This is a genomic window from Vibrio penaeicida, assembly GCF_030689305.1.
Lineage (GTDB): Bacteria > Pseudomonadota > Gammaproteobacteria > Enterobacterales > Vibrionaceae > Vibrio > Vibrio penaeicida_B.
In genome coordinates this window covers 117,114-133,886 of record NZ_JAUYVM010000001.1, presented here as the reverse complement: position 1 = coordinate 133,886, position 16,773 = coordinate 117,114, and the positions used below count along the sequence as shown (strand labels likewise).

The window sequence follows — 16,773 nt, the reverse complement described above, 5'->3', positions numbered from 1 at the left end:
AGATTTAGCTAAGGGTATCATGTTTTTCTCATAGCATCTCAGTGTTACATATACTCAAGTTTCTAGAGGTCACTTGGGAATAGACGTCGAATCTTGACCTGAATGCTCTTCCAAATGTCGTTTTAATAGAACTGAAGTTTGGTCGGTGTTGATTTTGATTAAGTTAATCAACTCTTGTAGCGCAGAAAGGTCGGGAACATGCCCTTGGATCGCCATTTGAAAAATTTGTTCGGACTTATTGAACATTTTGTTGGCATTGAGACTACTGGCAATACCTTTCATCGTGTGGGTGTGAATCTTTATGGAATCGATGTCTTTCGTTTCTGCGGCTTCAACTAACGCATCTATGCTCTCACTCATGGATTCTTTAAGTGTTGTCACTATCTCGACAAGTTGAGCATTGTCACCCGCGCACACATCGTTAATATAAAAACTCAAATCGACCTCAGATTCGGACGTCGAATGCGATTCATTGGAAAATGTAATTGGTTTCAGATCTACAACCTTGCCTTCGAGTGCTCTTCTTTGTTCGATCATTGATTTATGTGAAGCTAGCGCATCGTTGAAGCTGTTTTTTTGTAAAGGCTTAGTGAGGACATAGTTTGCCCCTGCATCAATAAAGCGGTCATGTGCCTCTTGGAATACGTCAGCCGTACAACCAAAAATAATGGTGTTTAGTTTTAACTCATTTCTAATGTATTGGGTTGCTTCAATACCATCCAACCTTGGCATGTGGTTATCCATAATGATTATGTCGAATGCACTTTCCTGAAGTAGCTCAATCGCCTCTAAACCATCCTTTGCAATGGAAACTTTATGATCGAGCGAATGGCAGAATTTCTTGGTGACCATAGCGTTTACGGGGTTGTCTTCAACAATAAGGATATCTAGCCCAATAGGTAGTGACTTAAGCTGTTTTATTTCTGGTTCGTTTTGAATAGGGCGATCTTGTGTTTGTTCTGCGCTAACATGAAAGGTAAAACGTGTCCCGACACCTTGGTTGCTCGATACACTAATTGTACCGCCCATTAACTCGACCAATTGTTTCACAATAGCAAGCCCCAACCCTGTTCCTCCGAAGTTTCTCGTAGTCGAGGACTCTGCTTGAATGAATGGATCAAAAATGTGTACCAACCTGTCTTGCGCGATCCCTATTCCTGAATCTTCAATTTCGACAGTTAAACCATATGTGTTGTACGCTTCTGATTGACACAAGCAGCGAAGCTGAATATTGCCGCTTGCGGTGAATTTTACGGCGTTACTCATTAGGTTAAATATTATCTGTCGGATTCGTGAGATATCAGCTAGAAAAACTAAGTGGTCGGGAATCTGGTTGTCTACTTCCAGTTCTATGCCTTTTTCATCGCAGAGTAATTGATACGTTGAGATGATAGGAGTCAGTATTTGATTAAAATGGAAAGGAACGGATTCAAGTTCTAACCTATTTTGTTCTATTTTTGAAAAATCGAGGATGTCATCAAGCAGAGAGGTGAGGTGATCACCAGATTCGAGTAGAACTTCTAATTGCTCTTTATGCTCGCTGTTACTGGTTTCACCCCGCATGATTTGAGCCATCCCTAAAATCCCATTGAGAGGTGTTCTTAATTCGTGGCTCATGGTCGCTAGAAAAGTAGACTTTGCTTTATTCGCAACGTTTGCACGTTCTGCGGATTGCTCCAGCTTTCTTTCGAGCTGTATTTTCTTAGTAGTATCGCGGGCTACTGCGATGTAACAATTTAGGTGACCATCTTTATCCTTAATTGGTGTAATGATCATATCTATCCAATACGGTGTGCCATTCTTGTGGTAGTTGAGTAATGTAGACTCAATATTATTGTGGCTTCTAATGGCATTGGAGATACGTTGAACGGCATAAGGGCAGGTATCTTCACCTTGTAATACGCTGCCTGGCGATTTACCAATCATTTCTTGTAAACTATAACCCGAGAGCCTCTCAAATCCTTTGTTCACCCACGTTACTAACCCATCGGGGTCTGTCACTATGATGGCGTCTTTTGCATGCTCCGCAACGAGTGCGTGGCTGGCACGCTGTTTTTCTGCTTCGATGACGGTCTGTTTCATTTTAAGTAATTCAATAAAACTCAATCTTTGGCGATGTAGTGCGTAAGAGCAGACTAAGATGATCATGGTAAAGATAAGGAATGCGATATTTCCAATGGAGTTGTTAACTTCTTTGGTCCAATAGGAATCGACCTTTTTAAGGTGTTCGGATATACCTAAACTGGTTAAAGCAACCTGTTTTCTTTCGACTTGATGTTTTACTCTGTCTTGCAGTTGAACGTAGCTAATCAACGATTGATAGGCTGTGTTCTGAGCTAGAGAGGAATCTTCGAGATAAAGGCTATCGGAAAAGCCACCTTGTGTTGCCGTTGATATAACCAATTTCTCTGCCACAGAAGAGTAACGGTTAAATAACTCTTCTTGTAATAAGCTTATGGTTTTGCCCGCATAGTTTAACGAAACATTTGCGCTAAGAAGGGATTCTTTTTCCCGCACAAATGCTTTAATTTTTAGTTCTGTCGCTTTCGTGGTTTCCAATGCGCTGGCATCAAACGGCTGGAAAATAAAAGGTGTTTCCTTAAAATACTTGTGTATAGAGCTGTTCAACTCTTCGGCAAAAAGTTCTGTCTGAACCAACATTTCAGATAATTCATCGTAGCGATTGAAACTGCGAAATTGGAAACTAAATAAACTCTCTTGAAGTGCAATAACGTTCCGGTGTAACGAGTTATAGTTGCTTTGGAGTTGAGTGTGAACGTAATGTTTATAAATATTGAAGCTCAGAAACACCATGACCAGAGTCAGTAAGCTGACCAATATTAGTTCCTTAATCTTACTACTGATTTTCATTAAGCAACTCCAATAGGACTGGGGGTTTTGGTGCGGTAAGGCTATTTAAAAATGCACTCAGTTCTAATGTGGTAACCGCATCAAGTTCCATTCCTAGCTGAACCTTTGCCATAGTTAAAATCGCTTCTTCTAACGTGCTGGCTCTACCATCATGAAAGTAGGGGGGAGTAGTGGCGACATTGCGAAGCCCTGGAACCCTGAAAACATATTTGTCTTCGTTGTTGCCTGTTAAGTTATAGCGACCAAGATCTGATATTTTTTGGTCTGGTGTGATGTTTTGAATATTTCCAAATCGTTGGAAAAGATTCCCACCCAAATTTTGACCTTGGTGGCACGCGATACACCCGAGTTTTTGAAAATTAAGCCAGCCTCTTTTTTCTACTGTTGATAAGGCGCTTTCGTTGCCTTCAAGAAATTGGTCGAAGGGGGAGTTAGGTGTGTTAAGAGATTTCATAAAGATGGCAAGCGCATCTTTGATGGTGTTCTTTGAAATTTCGCCATTATAAGCCGAGGAAAATAGTGATTGGTACTCTTGGTCTGTTTGGATACGTTCAACGATAGACGACCAATTTGAATTCATCTCCAAGGGGTTATGAATAGGACCATCTATTTGATGCTCTAAGCTGGATGCACGACCGTCCCAGAAAAAACGTGTATTCAAGTTCGCGTTGAAAACTGTAGGGGAATTACGGTCCCCAAAGCCATGTACACCATGAGATACTCGCGTTTTTTCGGCACCATTAGATTCCAAATGATGGCAACTAGCACAACTGATTAGATTATTTGAAGATAGGTTTGTGTCGTTGAATAACTGGAACCCGAGTTCAACTTTGCTACGGTTAAACTGAGCTGAGGGAGGCACAGGTTTTACAAAATCTGTGTTGTACGTTTTCTTTTCAGGAAGGCGCATAGACTCCCCAGACCATTGGCTCGCCTGGTGAAAAAAATAAGCCGTAAATACAAACGATACAGTTAAGCAAGCCCACCATATTCTAGATATTTTAATCATTATCTAACTTATCCTGACATTATGTTTAGAGTATGGTTGTTGTTTGAACATTTTCAACTTAGCTCAAAGGTTTTCATCGTTACGACAAGTAATGATGTTGATGTTATTTGGGTATATAGTAGAGGCTAACTTTAAGTGGCTGAAATACAGTGGGAGCAGTTGATGACGTTAGATTTAGAGCGATATCATGGGTTGATATTCGATATGGATGGTACGTTGATTGATTCGATGCCAGCTCACTTAGACGCGTGGGAGCGAGCAGCGAAAGATTTTGCCATTCCATTTGACCGAGATTGGATTGCTTCCATGGGTGGAATGCCAAGTGCCAAAATTACGCTAGAGGTGAACAAGCGATACGGGCTTGAATTGGACCCGCTAAAAGTGGTCAAGGCGAAAATGGAACATTTTGAATCCACGACAGATTTTGGTGACCTTATTGATGATACATGCGATATCGTTAAGCGTTATTCTGGGCGTAAGAAAATGGCGGTAGGGACTGGGAGCGTAAGGGAAAATGCGTCTCGCATGCTCGATGAAAAAGCACTTACACCGTACTTCGATGCTATTGTAACGGCTTCTGATGTGACAAATCATAAACCCAGCCCAGATACATTTTTACTTGCTGCAAAACAGATTGGCGTGGCACCTGAATATTGTGTTGTGTTTGAGGATACAGCACTTGGTAAGCAAGCCGCCCATGATGCAGGAATGGATTGTGTGATGGTAGTAGAAGGTGGTTTGGAGTTCTGTCCAAAGCCAATACGTTCAGCGCAATAGACGAGTCATAAAATGCAAAAGCCACCTGACTAATTGTGAGGTGGCTTTTTTCAATTCCGTTGATTTTGCAGTGCGGCTTACAGCGCGCCAGCCCAAAATAGGGCGTTAGATAATGTAATTCCAAACATTACTGCCATCATTAGCAGGAAACCTGCGGCAAAGCGTAGTTTTGATAACATTTTTGTAACTCTTTTACGGTTCTGGTTAAAATCGGCGCAATAATGCCTATAAAGTGTGCGCTGTGCAACGTTTTTGTGTTACTGAATTACATATTACTATGACGTCAATGACTTAGGGATAAACGATATTAGTGAGATTATCTACCAAATATCTCTGCGTCCGAAGAATAGTAATTAGCTATTGAGCTGTGAGGAAAATATCGTTTTCTTCTTCTGGAAATATTCGTTAGAATTGCGCGTTCATTTGGCAAAGTGCATCTGTATTTGTATTTTGCAGGATGGCGATTTTTGTTTGATAGACAAACATACATACTTACATTTCACATCGACAGATGTTCCAATCATTTGAGCGAGTGAACTAAACATGTGTTGCTTGGTATGCAACACCACTGTAAAGGAATAAACATGCCTATTATTACTCTTCCTGACGGCAGTCAGCGCGAATTCGACAACCCTGTTTCTACTCTAGACGTTGCTCAATCAATCGGTCCTGGTCTTGCAAAAGCAACCATTGCAGGTCGTGTCGATGGTAACCGCGTAGACGCATGCGATCTTATCGAAGACGATGCGAGCCTTGAAATCATCACAGCAAAAGATGAAAAAGACGGTCTTGAAATCGTTCGTCACTCATGTGCTCACCTTCTTGGTCATGCTCTTAAGCAACTTTATCCGCAAGCTAAAATGGCGATCGGTCCAACCATCGACAACGGTTTCTACTACGACATTGATCTAGAAGAATCACTCACGCAAGACGATCTTGAAAAGATCGAAAAGCACATGAAAGAGCTGGCGAAAACCAAGTATCAGGTTATCAAGAAAAAAGTAAGCTGGCAGGAAGCTCGCGACGCGTTTGAATCGCGTGGCGAACCTTATAAAGTTGAAATCCTAGACGAAAATGTCGCGCGTGACGACCGTCCTGGTTTGTATCATCACGAAGAATACATTGATATGTGTCGCGGCCCTCACGTACCACACATGGGCTTTTGTCAGCACTTTACGTTGCTGAATATCGCTGGCGCATACTGGCGTGGTAACAGCGATAACAAGATGCTTCAACGTATCTACGGCACCGCGTTCCACGACAAAAAAGCGTTAAAAGCGCACCTTACTCGCTTAGAAGAAGCGGCGAAGCGCGACCACCGTAAAATTGGTAAGCACTTGGACTTGTTCCACATGCAGCAAGAAGCACCGGGTATGGTGTTCTGGCACCACAATGGTTGGTCTATTTTCCGCGATTTAGAAGTGTTTGTTCGTGAAAAACTGACAGAATACGGTTATCAAGAAGTAAAAGGTCCACTTATCATGGACCGAGTGCTTTGGGAACGTTCTGGTCACTGGGATAAATACGCAGAAGCGATGTTTACAACGGCTTCAGAGAACCGCGAATACGCCCTAAAACCGATGAACTGCCCTGGCCATGTTCAAATCTTCAACCAAGGTTTGAAATCGTACCGCGATTTACCGTTGCGTATGGCTGAGTTTGGTTCTTGCCACCGTAATGAACCTTCAGGCGCATTACACGGTATCATGCGTGTACGTGGCTTTACTCAGGATGATGCACATATCTTCTGTACAGAAAGTCAGATCCAAGATGAAGTAACTAGCTGTATCAAGATGGTTTACGACACGTATCAAACATTTGGTTTCGATAACATCGTTGTGAAACTGTCTACTCGCCCAGAAAAACGTGTGGGAAGTGATGAGATTTGGGATCAATCTGAGGAAGCCTTAAAGCAGTCTCTTGAAAATATGGAGATTCCATATGAAATTCAGGAAGGCGAAGGCGCATTCTATGGACCTAAAATTGAATTTACATTGCACGATTGTCTCGACCGAGCATGGCAATGTGGTACAGTTCAGCTAGATTTCAATCTGCCAAGTCGTTTAGGCGCTACTTATGTTGGTGAAAATAACGAACGTCTTGTACCAGTAATGATTCACCGAGCAATTCTTGGTTCATTGGAGCGCTTCATTGGTATTCTTATTGAAGAATACGCTGGTTTCTTCCCAACTTGGTTAGCACCAGAGCAAGCGGTTATCATGAATATCACGGATAAACAGTCCGATTATGTTCAAGAAGTTGCACAAAAACTGCAAAAAAGTGGAATTAGAGCTAAAGCGGACTTGAGAAATGAGAAGATAGGCTTTAAAATCCGCGAACATACATTGAAGCGTGTTCCTTACATGTTAGTCTGTGGCGACCAAGAAATGGAAGCCGGAGAAATTGCAGTCCGAACACGTAAAGGTAAAGATCTCGGTAAATTTAAAGTGGATGATTTTATTTCGTACATCCAAGCCGAAGTATCTAGCCGTAAGCTCAATCTGGAGGAATAAACTATTAAAGGCGGAAGACGTGGCCAACAGCCGGCCAAACAAAACCAGCACCGTTTAAACGGTGAAATTCGCGGCGTTCGTGAAGTTCGTCTTACAGGCGCCGACGGTGAACCCGTTGGTATCGTTTCTATTAATGAAGCGCTTGAAACAGCTGTTGAAGCTGGTATGGATCTTGTAGAGATCAGCCCTAACGCCGAGCCACCAGTTTGTCGTGTGATGGACTATGGCAAGTTCCTCTTCGAGAAGAGCAAAGCTGCGAAAGAGCAGAAGAAAAAGCAAAAACAGATTCAGATTAAGGAAGTAAAATTCCGTCCTGGAACTGATATCGGAGACTATCAGGTAAAACTACGCAACCTGACGCGTTTCCTTGAAGACGGCAACAAAGTGAAGGTAACAATTCGCTTCCGTGGCCGTGAAATGGCTCACCAAGAAATCGGTGTTGACGTTTTGAATCGATTGAAAGAAGACACAGTAGAACTAGCTGTTGTGGAATCTTTCCCTACTCGAATCGAAGGTCGCCAGATGATCATGGTTCTAGCCCCTAAGAAGAAGTAATTAACGGCTTACAAGTAATTAAATCCTGTCGTGTTCCCTTTGAAAAAAGGTATAAACGGCAGGCTTTTATTCGCCCTAATTACTATTGTTTAATAACTCAACAATGCGGAGTTCTTCATCATGCCTAAGATGAAAACCAACAAAGGTGCTGCTAAGCGTTTCAAGAAAACTGCTGGTGGTATTAAGTACAAGCACGCTACAAAACGTCACATCCTGACCAAGCGTACTACTAAGAACAAGCGTCAGCTTCGTCCAAATGCAATCCTTCCTAAGTGTGAAGTGGCTGCAGTTGTTCGTATGATGCCATACGCTTAATTCTTTTTAGTTATCAATCGTTTAGTTTAGGAGAAGCATAATGCCTCGCGTAAAACGTGGTGTACAAGCTCGTGCACGTCATAAGAAAGTTCTAAAACAAGCTAAAGGTTACTACGGTGCTCGCTCTCGCGTATACCGCGTAGCTTTCCAAGCAGTTACTAAAGCTGGTCAATACGCTTACCGTGACCGTCGCAACAAGAAACGTCAATTCCGTCAACTTTGGATTGCACGTATCAATGCGGCATCTCGTCAGAATGGTCTATCTTACAGCCGTTTCATTAACGGTCTTAAGAAAGCATCTATCGAGATCGATCGTAAGATCCTTGCTGATATCGCGGTATTCGACAAATCTGCATTTGCAGTTCTAGTTGAAAAAGCGAAAGCTGCTCTTTAAGTAGCAGTGTAAGGTTTAATAAAAGGAGAGCATTTGCTCTCCTTTTTTCATTTCTGGTGTTTAATTTTGAATTCTCCATTCACATCTATCTGTGTCTAAAGCAAACTCTTTTCTTTCAATGTTTAGAGCCTTGATAAAGGGCTAATGACACCATTTGCACCTCTGTCTAACACATGTGTATAGATTTGTGTTGTTTTAACATCTGTATGCCCTAGTTGCTCTTGAACCGTTCTTATATCAGCTCCACTTTCTAACAAATGTGTAGCAAAAGAATGCCGCAAAGTGTGGCAGCTGACATTCTTATCTATATTGGCTCTTTTGGCGGCTTTTCTGACTGTTTTCTGAATGGTCGATTCGCTCATATGCTGCCTTCTTAACATACCGGATTCGGGATCTACTGATAGCTTTCCAGACGGAAACAAGTAATGCCAGTTCAATTCAAATGGTGCATTTTGGTATTTATTGTGTAGAGCTTCAGGAAGCCACACCCCGCCATAGCCTGGTGTTTCCATGTCCCTGTTAAAGAACTGATGAACATTTTGTTCCTGTGATCTTAAAAACGGTTCCAATTCCTTAGCTAAAGTGACCGTTCTATTTTTTCCTCCTTTCCCGTTCCAGATCCTGACTGCTCCGTAGTGGTAATCGATATCATGTACTCTTAGTCGCATGCACTCCATTAACCTCAATCCAGAGCCATATAGAAGTTGCGCTTGCAGTTGATATGGCGGATCTATATGAAGTAGAAGCCTTCTGACTTCGTCTCTTGTGAGGACAACGGGCAGTTTTCTTTTAATCGCAGAACGCTTGAACTTTATATCGATGGATAATGGGGACTTAAGAACTTCTTTGTACAAAAACACCAACGAATTTAGCGCTATCGATTGTGAACTCGCGGCTAATTTTTGATCGCATGCTAGGTGAGTGAGAAATGCTTCTACGTCTTTATCTGCTAATTTCGCTGGGTGGACCATATTATGAAAATGAATATATCTACAAATCCACGTTGTATACGCATCTATTGTTCTTATGGCATAACGTCTAAGGTGCATAAATTCCTTTATGTAGATTATAAATGCTGATTTCATGAGTGAAGACCTTACTGTTTTTATATACAGTTATGATGAAAGCATATTAATTCGACATCAGCTTGCCCGGATATCGTTTTCCTGACAAAGAGCACACGGAAAGAAATGATAGGTCACTGAATTACATGACTAATGTAGTGCTAGGAAAATTTGATTTGAGAGACTTAAAAACAATTTTTAGATACCACTCGCTATAGATATAAAGAGTGATTAACATACCTGCGATATTAAGTTTTAGAAGAGTTGAAATATGTCCTTTCCTCCTTGTCAAAATTGCCAGTCTGAATTTGTATACCAAGACCAGAATCATCTAATTTGCCCTGAATGTGCACATGAATGGAATCCATCAGAAGTATTTGATGAAGAAAATACCTTCATTGTTAAAGATGCAAATGGAACTCAACTCGAAGAGGGAGACAAGATAACCCTAGCGAAAGATTTAAAAGTAAAAGGCAGTTCTTTGGTTCTTAAGATAGGTACTAAAGCGATCATTCGAAGAATCGTCGAAGGTAAAGATCATCAATTGGACTGCAAAGTAGATGGCGCTGGAGAAATGATGGTTACTGCTAAGTTTGTTAAAAAAGCCTAAGTTTGTTAAAAAAACCTGAGTTTAAGCCAGAACATCAACACTTTGTTACGTTACTTCGGTTTTCTAGAATGAGTCGTTCGCTTTACTATGTAAGGAAATAAGTATCCGATTTTTAAGAGGTAATATGAAAAAGTCCCTTACTGTATTGGTTGTAACACTTGCCCTAGTTGGGTGTGAAGACGCAGCCAATGCCATCGATCAAGCACAAGAAGCTGCAAACAGCGCCGTTGATAATTTCCAAGAAGAACTGGATTTTTCGAATTTTGCTGACTTAGATTTAGAGCAGTTTGGTAGCGCAGCCGAGTCGGCTCAAGCACTTACATCAGCAATTGAACAAATTACGAATATGGATTTCAACGATTCTGAAGCGCTTACTCAAGCCACAGAACACATTTCTAATGCGTATAGCTGTCTAGTTGATGCGTCTTCAGAGTCAACTGCCGAAAAGCTGATTGAAAAGGTCATGGGCTCTATAGCAAACCAAGATATGCTAACTCTTATTGAGGAAGGTGTAGAAAAAGCAAAAGCTGCGCAAGAGTGTGTCATCTAAATCAGCTTGTTGCTATTTTTAGTTGATATAAATGATGGTGTAAAAGTATAGGAGGCTCAAAGGAATCTGAGCCTTTATCGAATTAATCAAATTACCGCTTTAATTCAAATGGAGAGCTGATTAGGCTAAACAATCACTTCATGGTATTTAGGGTCATCTCTGTCGAGCAATATCTTAGAACCATCTTTAAACGTATACATTTTTTTTGTGGAACTGATGAACTCTGACTGATTTGGTTTAAAGGCGATTTTCAATACCAAGGTCAAACCGTCAGTAAAGTCATATACAAGCTCTTCTGCGATGGTTTTAGTCATAAAATCTCTGTAACCCTTTGAACTGGCAAATGTTGGAATGCTTTTTAATCCTACCTTTATTTTCCTCTAAAACCAAACCTTAGAAAGGGTTTTATCAATCCCAAAAGTTGTGGGTTTGACTTGGTTGTATCAAAAGTAAGATATTTGTCTAGGTCGGTTGGCGAATTCGTATAATGTATCTTAAAGTTATTTATGGAACAGTTTATCTTTGATTTTTGAGGAGGTGAACATGGCCGTATCTCGCAAACAAGGTGACACTGGTAAACATTATAATCCCGAGCAGGATTTTAATAACGATCAAAGACATAGATTTACTGAAATAGCTAACCAAGCAGCCGAAAGGCGGGCTCAAAAAGCCGCGCAGCATGGGCACTCGGAAGCTCAGGAGAAAGCACATAAACCGACAGCACCAAAACGGAAGAAAAGCCGTTATGGCGGTCTAATTCGAGTAGTCATTTGGTCATTGGTACTTGGGCTGACGTGGCTATGGGTGATTTTTATGACAAGCACATGAGCAAAATAAAGATAAAACCTAACTAATCTAACCACTCGGAACTTAATAAATCTATCAGTGTTCTATACTGCTATTAGACGTGAACATAGCAGGTAGAAAAGATGGCACTCCCAAAAGAAATATCTGAAGAAGAAATCCAATACGAATCGCTCGGAGACTTCTTTCAAGATTTTCGAGAAGCTCATGAAAAATGTGAAGTTATTTTAATTGATCTTGAACACCGACCAGACGATGTGGATTTGCTAAATGGGCTTTTTCGGGTAGTGCACACCATAAAAGGAAACTTAGTCTATGTTGGCTTAGTGTCCATCACGCCACTTATGCAAAGCCTTGAAGATTTGCTGGATTATATTCGAAAAGGGCATTTGAAATACGACAGTATCCTGTGTGACGTTATTCTCCTTTCTTTAGACAAAACGAAGCAAATGGTAGAGGCAAGGTTAGACGAGAAAGAAAGCCCTCTAGCAGAAGATATACTCAATAAAATTTGCGAAGACATAAGTTTGGTCGCCGATGTTTCCCCAGAAAGACAGGTAGCGCTCATTAACGATGTGTTACTTTTGCTCGACCCTACAACTAAATTAACTGAGCAGCATACCGACGCTCCAATACTAAAAGAAATAGGTACGGGGTCTGATGGTGAAAGCTACCAAAATGAGCTTTTAGCTATGTTGTCTAATTACGGTGTTGAAACCGATGATGACATTCGGTTTTACTCTAGCTTGGTTCAACCTCTGGAAGACAGAAGTAAGTATTGGCATGGACGAACCTTAAGACAGCTATTCTTAAGCTTAGAAATGAACAAATCAGCAGGTAGCCCCGTAGAGGCTTCCCAACTAGCCGTTGCTGTAATGCTACATGATATTGGTATGTCGTTTATGCCGCTAGAAATGCTGAATAAAAAAGGCACCATAACGGCGGCAGAGAGAGAAATATTGCACCATCACCCTTATTCGGGGTATCTGTTGTTAAATGAGTCTATCAGGTGGCACGACGCTGCGGTCATGATCTTCCAGCATCATGAGCAAATGGATGGAACGGGTTACCCGAATCACTTAAATCAAGATCAAATCTCTGACGGCGCGAAAATACTGAGTATTGTCGATACTTTCGATGCTCGTACTCACGAGCGAGCACATCACACTCTACTTAAACGCCCATTAGTTCGCTGTATTGTAGAAATCAACAACTACAAAGGAACCCAGTTTGACGACAAGTGGGTTAATGTCTTTAACCAAGTTGCCAAACAACATTTCAAGTCGGAATAAAGCGGGCTGGAAATATCATGGTGCGGCTGTTAACAAACGTTAACCTCTTTACCTATAAATTGCGGTACATTCATAAGATTGAGTGCGCAAGGGTATATTAACAGTGAACATTTCATTGATGTCTCGGCAAGACTTTGTTGAATTTTGGGATACATTTCAAACTATTATTCAAGCGCAAGAAACCTATGCGTTTGATCCAAATATGTCATTTGATGAAGCTTATGCCTTATGGGTTGAATTACCTGAGGCGTGCTTTGTTTTTAAAGAAAGTAATCAAATCTTAGGAAGCTATTACATAAAGAAAAACGCGGGCGGTCCAAGTGAGCATATAAGCAATTGTGGTTATATGGTCACTCCATTCGCCAGAGGAAAAGGAGTGGCAACGGCGATGTGTATTCATTCACAAGAGCAAGCAATAAGTATGGGATTTAGAGCAATGCAATTTAATTCTGTTGTTGCCTCTAACGATATAGCCGTTAAGTTGTGGCAGAAATTAGGGTTTGAAATATTGGGTATTATTCCCGATGCATATCAACACAAAAGGTTGGGTTTTGTAGACAGTTACATCATGCATAAGACGCTTATTTAAGGTTACATATAACGGAATTAGTTATAAGATAATTGATTGAAATATAATAATTTTATGATGTCCCACTTAACTGGGATATTAACAATATATATAATTATTAATAGTGAAATGTAAAAACCGTTGCGCTCCCTAATAATCTAAGATATTCTCCGCGCTAATCTCGAAGAGCGTTTTGGGGGATACGCACAATGACCATTCAAGCTGATTGTGACATTGTGTAGGGTAGGTACTAATCGGTGCTTCGATTAGTAGATGGGAAGAAGAATGCCACAGGACTGGTATTATTATAGGAAGCCCAACATGACTAATTTGACTTCATTTTTTAAAATCAGCTTCGTACTTCCGAATTGCGGTATTATCACCGAGCCTTGATCCGTCTGCACATTTCTTAAATAGCATTCTCTGCTAGTTTCTTTCCTTGTTTGTTTAACAAACACAGGTCGCTTTTATTTGCTTTCTCGTTAGCGCGAGGAAGGCATAAATATCGCTATTCAAAGATCGTTTTCTTGAAATGGCACTATTTAAAGGTTTTTTGCGATGAGCACAGCTTTTGAAATGGACGCGTCACGCTCCGAATCCCCGTTTTCATCTCTTGTTCCGGGTATCGAAGGGGTTTATGACCTCACTCCCGATCAAGTTTTACTCGATCAAGAACAACATGAGTCTGAAGTACGTTCTTATCCACGCCGTCTACCTATAGCAATAAAAAGAGCATACGGCGCTTTAGTAGAAGACACTCGTGGTCAGATTTTTCTAGACTGCTTGGCTGGCGCAGGTACGCTGGCGATGGGCTACAACCACCCAGAAATTAACCAAGCATTAAAAGAGCAGTTAGATTCTGGTCTGCCATATCAAACTCTAGATATCACCACCAAAGCCAAAGACACCTTCATTAAACGCGTAAAAGCGTTTCTTCCCGAAGACTTTGCTAAAAACTCTGCGATTCAGTTTTGTGGTCCTTCTGGTGCCGATGCGGTTGAAGCCGCAATCAAACTGGCAAAACAAACGACTGGTCGTAATACCATGTTTGCATTCCGCGGCGCTTACCACGGTATGACAAACGGCACAATGGGCATGATGGGTAACCTAGGCACCAAGGCTCGCCGTACTGGGCTGATGTCTGACGTACATTTCATGCCGTTTCCATATAATTTACGTTGCCCATTTGGTTTGGGTGGCGATGAAGGCGCGAAAGCCAGTATCCGTTATATGGAGAGGCTGTTAAATGATGACGAAGCAGGCATCATGAAACCCGCCGCTATCATTGTTGAACCCGTACAAGGTGAAGGGGGAGTGATTCCCGCACCTGCGTTTTGGTTGCGTGAACTTCGCCGCCTCTGTGATGAGCATGGCATTTTATTAATATTCGATGAAATCCAGTGTGGTGTAGGTAAATCGGGCTACCGCTTTGCGTTTGAAGAGTCGGGTATATCGCCTGATATTTTGTGTTTATCGAAAGCCATTGGTGGCGGTCTGCCTATGTCTTTGTTGGTGTTCAGTAAAGACATCGACACCTGGAAGGCGGGCGAGCACACAGGTACATTCCGCGGCAACCAACTTGCGATGGTTTCAGGGGCGAAGGCGTTAGAGATTATTGAGAGAGATAATCTTGTTGAACACGCCAATATTGCCGGTCAGTACTTAAGATTGGGTTTCGAGAAAATCCAGAAGCGCGTGAACTGCATTGCTGAAGTTCGCGGTAGAGGCTTAATGCTGGGTTTGGAAATTCAAAAACCAACCGGTGAGAAAAACAAATTTGGTGAGCCAGAATCCGACGGGGAACTGACGCTTGCTATTCAAAGAGCCGCACTAGAACGTGGCTTAATGGTTGAAAAAGGTGGTCGCGACGGTTCGGTTATTCGATTCTTGCCTCCTTTAATCATTTCATTTGAGCAAATTGACTTCGCTTTGAAAGTGCTTGAAGAAGCGATCGTTGTCGTTGGCGGTGGCATTAAAGAACCGATGCCAGAATCAGACGCGTGGAAAAAGCATTTCATTCACACAGGTGTAGCAGGCGCGAATGAATTTGCGTCGGTAATGAACCACACAACCTCAGCGATGAAGCAACTTTTTGAACAAGTTGATAAGCCTTATTCAGGGATGGATCCTAAGCTGCTTGAATCTCAAATCAATGCCGTCAACCTGAATGCTTCCAATGGGAGCCTAACCGATGTCATTAGCAGTGCAACAGACTTGGTCGCTAAAAACGCCATCTTTACGCAGCACCCCAATTGCATTGCGCATTTGCATACTCCTCCTTTGATGCCAGCCGTTGCGGCAGAAGCCATGATTGCAGCATTGAACCAATCCATGGATTCATGGGATCAGGCGTCTTCCGCTACTTATGTTGAACAGAAAGTGGTGGATTGGTTATGTGAGAAATACGACCTAGGCGAAAAAGCGGACGGCATCTTCACCAGCGGTGGTACACAAAGTAACCAAATGGGCTTGATGCTGGCGCGCGATTGGATTGCCGACAAACTTAGCGGTCATTCCATTCAAAAGCTTGGTCTACCAGAATATGCCGATAGGTTACGCATCGTTTGTTCAGAAAAAGCACACTTTACAGTGCAAAAATCGGCATCTTGGATGGGCTTGGGCGAGAAAGCCATTCTTACGGTAGATGCATTACCAAATGGCACCATGGACGCGTCGAAGCTGGACGACACTGTTACTAAAGCAAAAGCCGAAGGTTTGATTCCTTTTGCCATAGTTGGCACAGCGGGCACTACCGATCATGGTGCGATCGACGATATGAATACCATCGCCAATGTTGCTGAAAAACATGAACTTTGGATGCACGTTGATGGCGCTTACGGTGGCGCTCTGATTTTAAGTAGCCATAAAGCGCGGTTATCCGGTATTGAAAAAGCCGATTCGTTGAGTGTGGATTTTCATAAATTGTTTTACCAAACAATCAGCTGCGGATCACTGCTTGTAAAAGACAAAGCGAATTTTAAGTACTTGCTCCATCATGCAGATTACCTAAATCGTGAACACGATGAGTTGCCGAATTTGGTCGATAAGTCCATCGCAACCACCAAACGTTTTGACGCTCTGAAAGTGTTTATGACAATGCAAAATGTAGGTCCGCAAGCATTGGGAGATATGTATGACCACTTGCTTGAGCAAACATTGCAGGTGGCAGATCTCGTGCATCAACGCAAAGGTTTTGAATTGCTGACCGAGCCAGCGTTATCAACGGTCTTGTTCCGAGTGACCAATTCACAAGTAACGGACCTGTGCAAACTAAACCAAAAAGTGCGCATAGAAGCACTGGTTCGTGGTATTGCCGTCTTAGGTGAAACATCGGTTAATGGGCAGTCTGCACTTAAATTTACCATTTTAAATCCATGTCTGGCTTTGTCAGATTTTGAACAACTATTAAATGATATCGACCAGTTAGCGGTTGAACTAGCGAAATAAGGGA

15 protein-coding genes are annotated in these 16,773 nt (G+C 41.9%); 11 read left to right on the top strand and 4 right to left on the bottom strand.

Going from position 1 to position 16,773, the window contains the following annotated elements; translation table 11 throughout:
• Positions 1–69: 69 nt before the first annotated feature.
• Together Q8W40_RS00560 and Q8W40_RS00555 are read right to left on the bottom strand one after the other, a co-directional pair.
• Entirely contained in the window at positions 70–2,871 is a 2,802-nt protein-coding gene (locus Q8W40_RS00560; RefSeq protein ID WP_305395424.1) for an ATP-binding protein, read from the bottom strand.
• On the bottom strand, positions 2,858–3,880 hold the full coding sequence (locus Q8W40_RS00555; protein ID WP_305395423.1) for a cytochrome-c peroxidase: 1,023 nt from the start codon (positions 3,878–3,880) through the stop codon (positions 2,858–2,860). Before Q8W40_RS00555 ends, Q8W40_RS00560 begins: the two co-directional genes overlap by 14 nt.
• A 162-nt stretch (positions 3,881–4,042) precedes the next feature.
• Between Q8W40_RS00555 and Q8W40_RS00550 the strand changes: the two genes are divergently transcribed.
• The 5 genes from Q8W40_RS00550 to rplT all read left to right on the top strand — a co-directional run bounded on the left by Q8W40_RS00550 (position 4,043) and on the right by rplT (position 8,434).
• On the top strand, positions 4,043–4,657 hold the full coding sequence (locus Q8W40_RS00550; RefSeq protein ID WP_305395422.1) for a beta-phosphoglucomutase family hydrolase: 615 nt from the start codon (positions 4,043–4,045) through the stop codon (positions 4,655–4,657).
• Positions 4,658–5,241: 584 nt separating this feature from the next.
• Complete coding sequence (gene thrS, locus Q8W40_RS00545; protein ID WP_305395421.1) at positions 5,242–7,170, top strand: threonine--tRNA ligase; 1,929 nt, start codon at positions 5,242–5,244, stop codon at positions 7,168–7,170.
• A gap of 3 nt (positions 7,171–7,173) precedes the next feature.
• The gene (infC, locus tag Q8W40_RS00540) at positions 7,174–7,725 is read left to right on the top strand and encodes a translation initiation factor IF-3 (protein ID WP_101115501.1); all 552 of its coding nucleotides are present in this window, start codon (positions 7,174–7,176) and stop codon (positions 7,723–7,725) included.
• 120 nt (positions 7,726–7,845) lie between these two features.
• Positions 7,846–8,040, top strand: a complete 195-nt coding sequence (gene rpmI, locus Q8W40_RS00535; protein ID WP_004401085.1) for a 50S ribosomal protein L35 — start codon at positions 7,846–7,848, stop codon at positions 8,038–8,040.
• Between the two features lie 40 nt (positions 8,041–8,080).
• Positions 8,081–8,434, top strand: a complete 354-nt coding sequence (rplT, locus tag Q8W40_RS00530) for a 50S ribosomal protein L20 (protein ID WP_021019837.1) — start codon at positions 8,081–8,083, stop codon at positions 8,432–8,434.
• Positions 8,435–8,556: 122 nt separating this feature from the next.
• Here the strand turns inward: rplT and Q8W40_RS00525 are convergent, their stop codons facing one another.
• On the bottom strand, positions 8,557–9,519 hold the full coding sequence (locus Q8W40_RS00525) for an integron integrase (RefSeq protein WP_305395420.1): 963 nt from the start codon (positions 9,517–9,519) through the stop codon (positions 8,557–8,559).
• A 250-nt stretch (positions 9,520–9,769) separates the two neighbouring features.
• On the opposite strand from Q8W40_RS00525, the gene Q8W40_RS00520 reads away from it, so the two are divergent.
• Both Q8W40_RS00520 and Q8W40_RS00515 read left to right on the top strand, forming a co-directional pair.
• On the top strand, positions 9,770–10,108 hold the full coding sequence (locus Q8W40_RS00520; RefSeq protein ID WP_305395419.1) for a zinc ribbon domain-containing protein YjdM: 339 nt from the start codon (positions 9,770–9,772) through the stop codon (positions 10,106–10,108).
• Positions 10,109–10,232: 124 nt separating this feature from the next.
• Complete coding sequence (locus tag Q8W40_RS00515; protein WP_305395418.1) at positions 10,233–10,658, top strand: hypothetical protein; 426 nt, start codon at positions 10,233–10,235, stop codon at positions 10,656–10,658.
• Positions 10,659–10,783: 125 nt separating this feature from the next.
• Here Q8W40_RS00515 and Q8W40_RS00510 read toward each other — a convergent pair whose 3' ends face one another.
• Positions 10,784–10,972, bottom strand: coding sequence for a hypothetical protein (locus Q8W40_RS00510; protein WP_305395417.1), 189 nt, complete (start codon positions 10,970–10,972; stop codon positions 10,784–10,786).
• A 229-nt stretch (positions 10,973–11,201) separates the two neighbouring features.
• Between Q8W40_RS00510 and Q8W40_RS00505 the strand changes: the two genes are divergently transcribed.
• The 4 genes from Q8W40_RS00505 (at position 11,202) to Q8W40_RS00490 (ending at position 16,769) form a co-directional block, all read left to right on the top strand.
• Positions 11,202–11,486, top strand: coding sequence for a hypothetical protein (locus Q8W40_RS00505; RefSeq protein ID WP_305395416.1), 285 nt, complete (start codon positions 11,202–11,204; stop codon positions 11,484–11,486).
• A gap of 101 nt (positions 11,487–11,587) precedes the next feature.
• Complete coding sequence (locus Q8W40_RS00500) at positions 11,588–12,754, top strand: HD domain-containing phosphohydrolase (protein WP_305395415.1); 1,167 nt, start codon at positions 11,588–11,590, stop codon at positions 12,752–12,754.
• Positions 12,755–12,872: 118 nt separating this feature from the next.
• Positions 12,873–13,343: a GNAT family N-acetyltransferase gene (locus Q8W40_RS00495; RefSeq protein ID WP_305395847.1), complete on the top strand. Its 471-nt coding sequence runs from the start codon at positions 12,873–12,875 to the stop codon at positions 13,341–13,343.
• Between the two features lie 537 nt (positions 13,344–13,880).
• The gene (locus tag Q8W40_RS00490) at positions 13,881–16,769 is read left to right on the top strand and encodes a pyridoxal phosphate-dependent class III aminotransferase (RefSeq protein WP_305395414.1); all 2,889 of its coding nucleotides are present in this window, start codon (positions 13,881–13,883) and stop codon (positions 16,767–16,769) included.
• Positions 16,770–16,773 lie beyond the last annotated feature (4 nt).

What these genes read in the sequence shown, in the direction of transcription:
- rpmI (WP_004401085.1), top strand. Translation starts at nt 7,846, where the DNA reads ATGCCTAAGATGAAAACCAACAAAGGTGCTGCTAAGCGTTTCAAGAAA.
- Q8W40_RS00560 (WP_305395424.1), bottom strand. Translation starts at nt 2,871, where the DNA reads ATGAAAATCAGTAGTAAGATTAAGGAACTAATATTGGTCAGCTTACTG.
- thrS (WP_305395421.1), top strand. Translation starts at nt 5,242, where the DNA reads ATGCCTATTATTACTCTTCCTGACGGCAGTCAGCGCGAATTCGACAAC.
- Q8W40_RS00510 (WP_305395417.1), bottom strand. Translation starts at nt 10,972, where the DNA reads ATGACTAAAACCATCGCAGAAGAGCTTGTATATGACTTTACTGACGGT.
- Q8W40_RS00520 (WP_305395419.1), top strand. Translation starts at nt 9,770, where the DNA reads ATGTCCTTTCCTCCTTGTCAAAATTGCCAGTCTGAATTTGTATACCAA.
- Q8W40_RS00525 (WP_305395420.1), bottom strand. Translation starts at nt 9,519, where the DNA reads ATGAAATCAGCATTTATAATCTACATAAAGGAATTTATGCACCTTAGA.
- Q8W40_RS00505 (WP_305395416.1), top strand. Translation starts at nt 11,202, where the DNA reads ATGGCCGTATCTCGCAAACAAGGTGACACTGGTAAACATTATAATCCC.
- Q8W40_RS00500 (WP_305395415.1), top strand. Translation starts at nt 11,588, where the DNA reads ATGGCACTCCCAAAAGAAATATCTGAAGAAGAAATCCAATACGAATCG.
- Q8W40_RS00490 (WP_305395414.1), top strand. Translation starts at nt 13,881, where the DNA reads ATGAGCACAGCTTTTGAAATGGACGCGTCACGCTCCGAATCCCCGTTT.
- Q8W40_RS00555 (WP_305395423.1), bottom strand. Translation starts at nt 3,880, where the DNA reads ATGATTAAAATATCTAGAATATGGTGGGCTTGCTTAACTGTATCGTTT.
- Q8W40_RS00495 (WP_305395847.1), top strand. Translation starts at nt 12,873, where the DNA reads ATGTCTCGGCAAGACTTTGTTGAATTTTGGGATACATTTCAAACTATT.
- rplT (WP_021019837.1), top strand. Translation starts at nt 8,081, where the DNA reads ATGCCTCGCGTAAAACGTGGTGTACAAGCTCGTGCACGTCATAAGAAA.
- Q8W40_RS00515 (WP_305395418.1), top strand. Translation starts at nt 10,233, where the DNA reads ATGAAAAAGTCCCTTACTGTATTGGTTGTAACACTTGCCCTAGTTGGG.
- Q8W40_RS00550 (WP_305395422.1), top strand. Translation starts at nt 4,043, where the DNA reads ATGACGTTAGATTTAGAGCGATATCATGGGTTGATATTCGATATGGAT.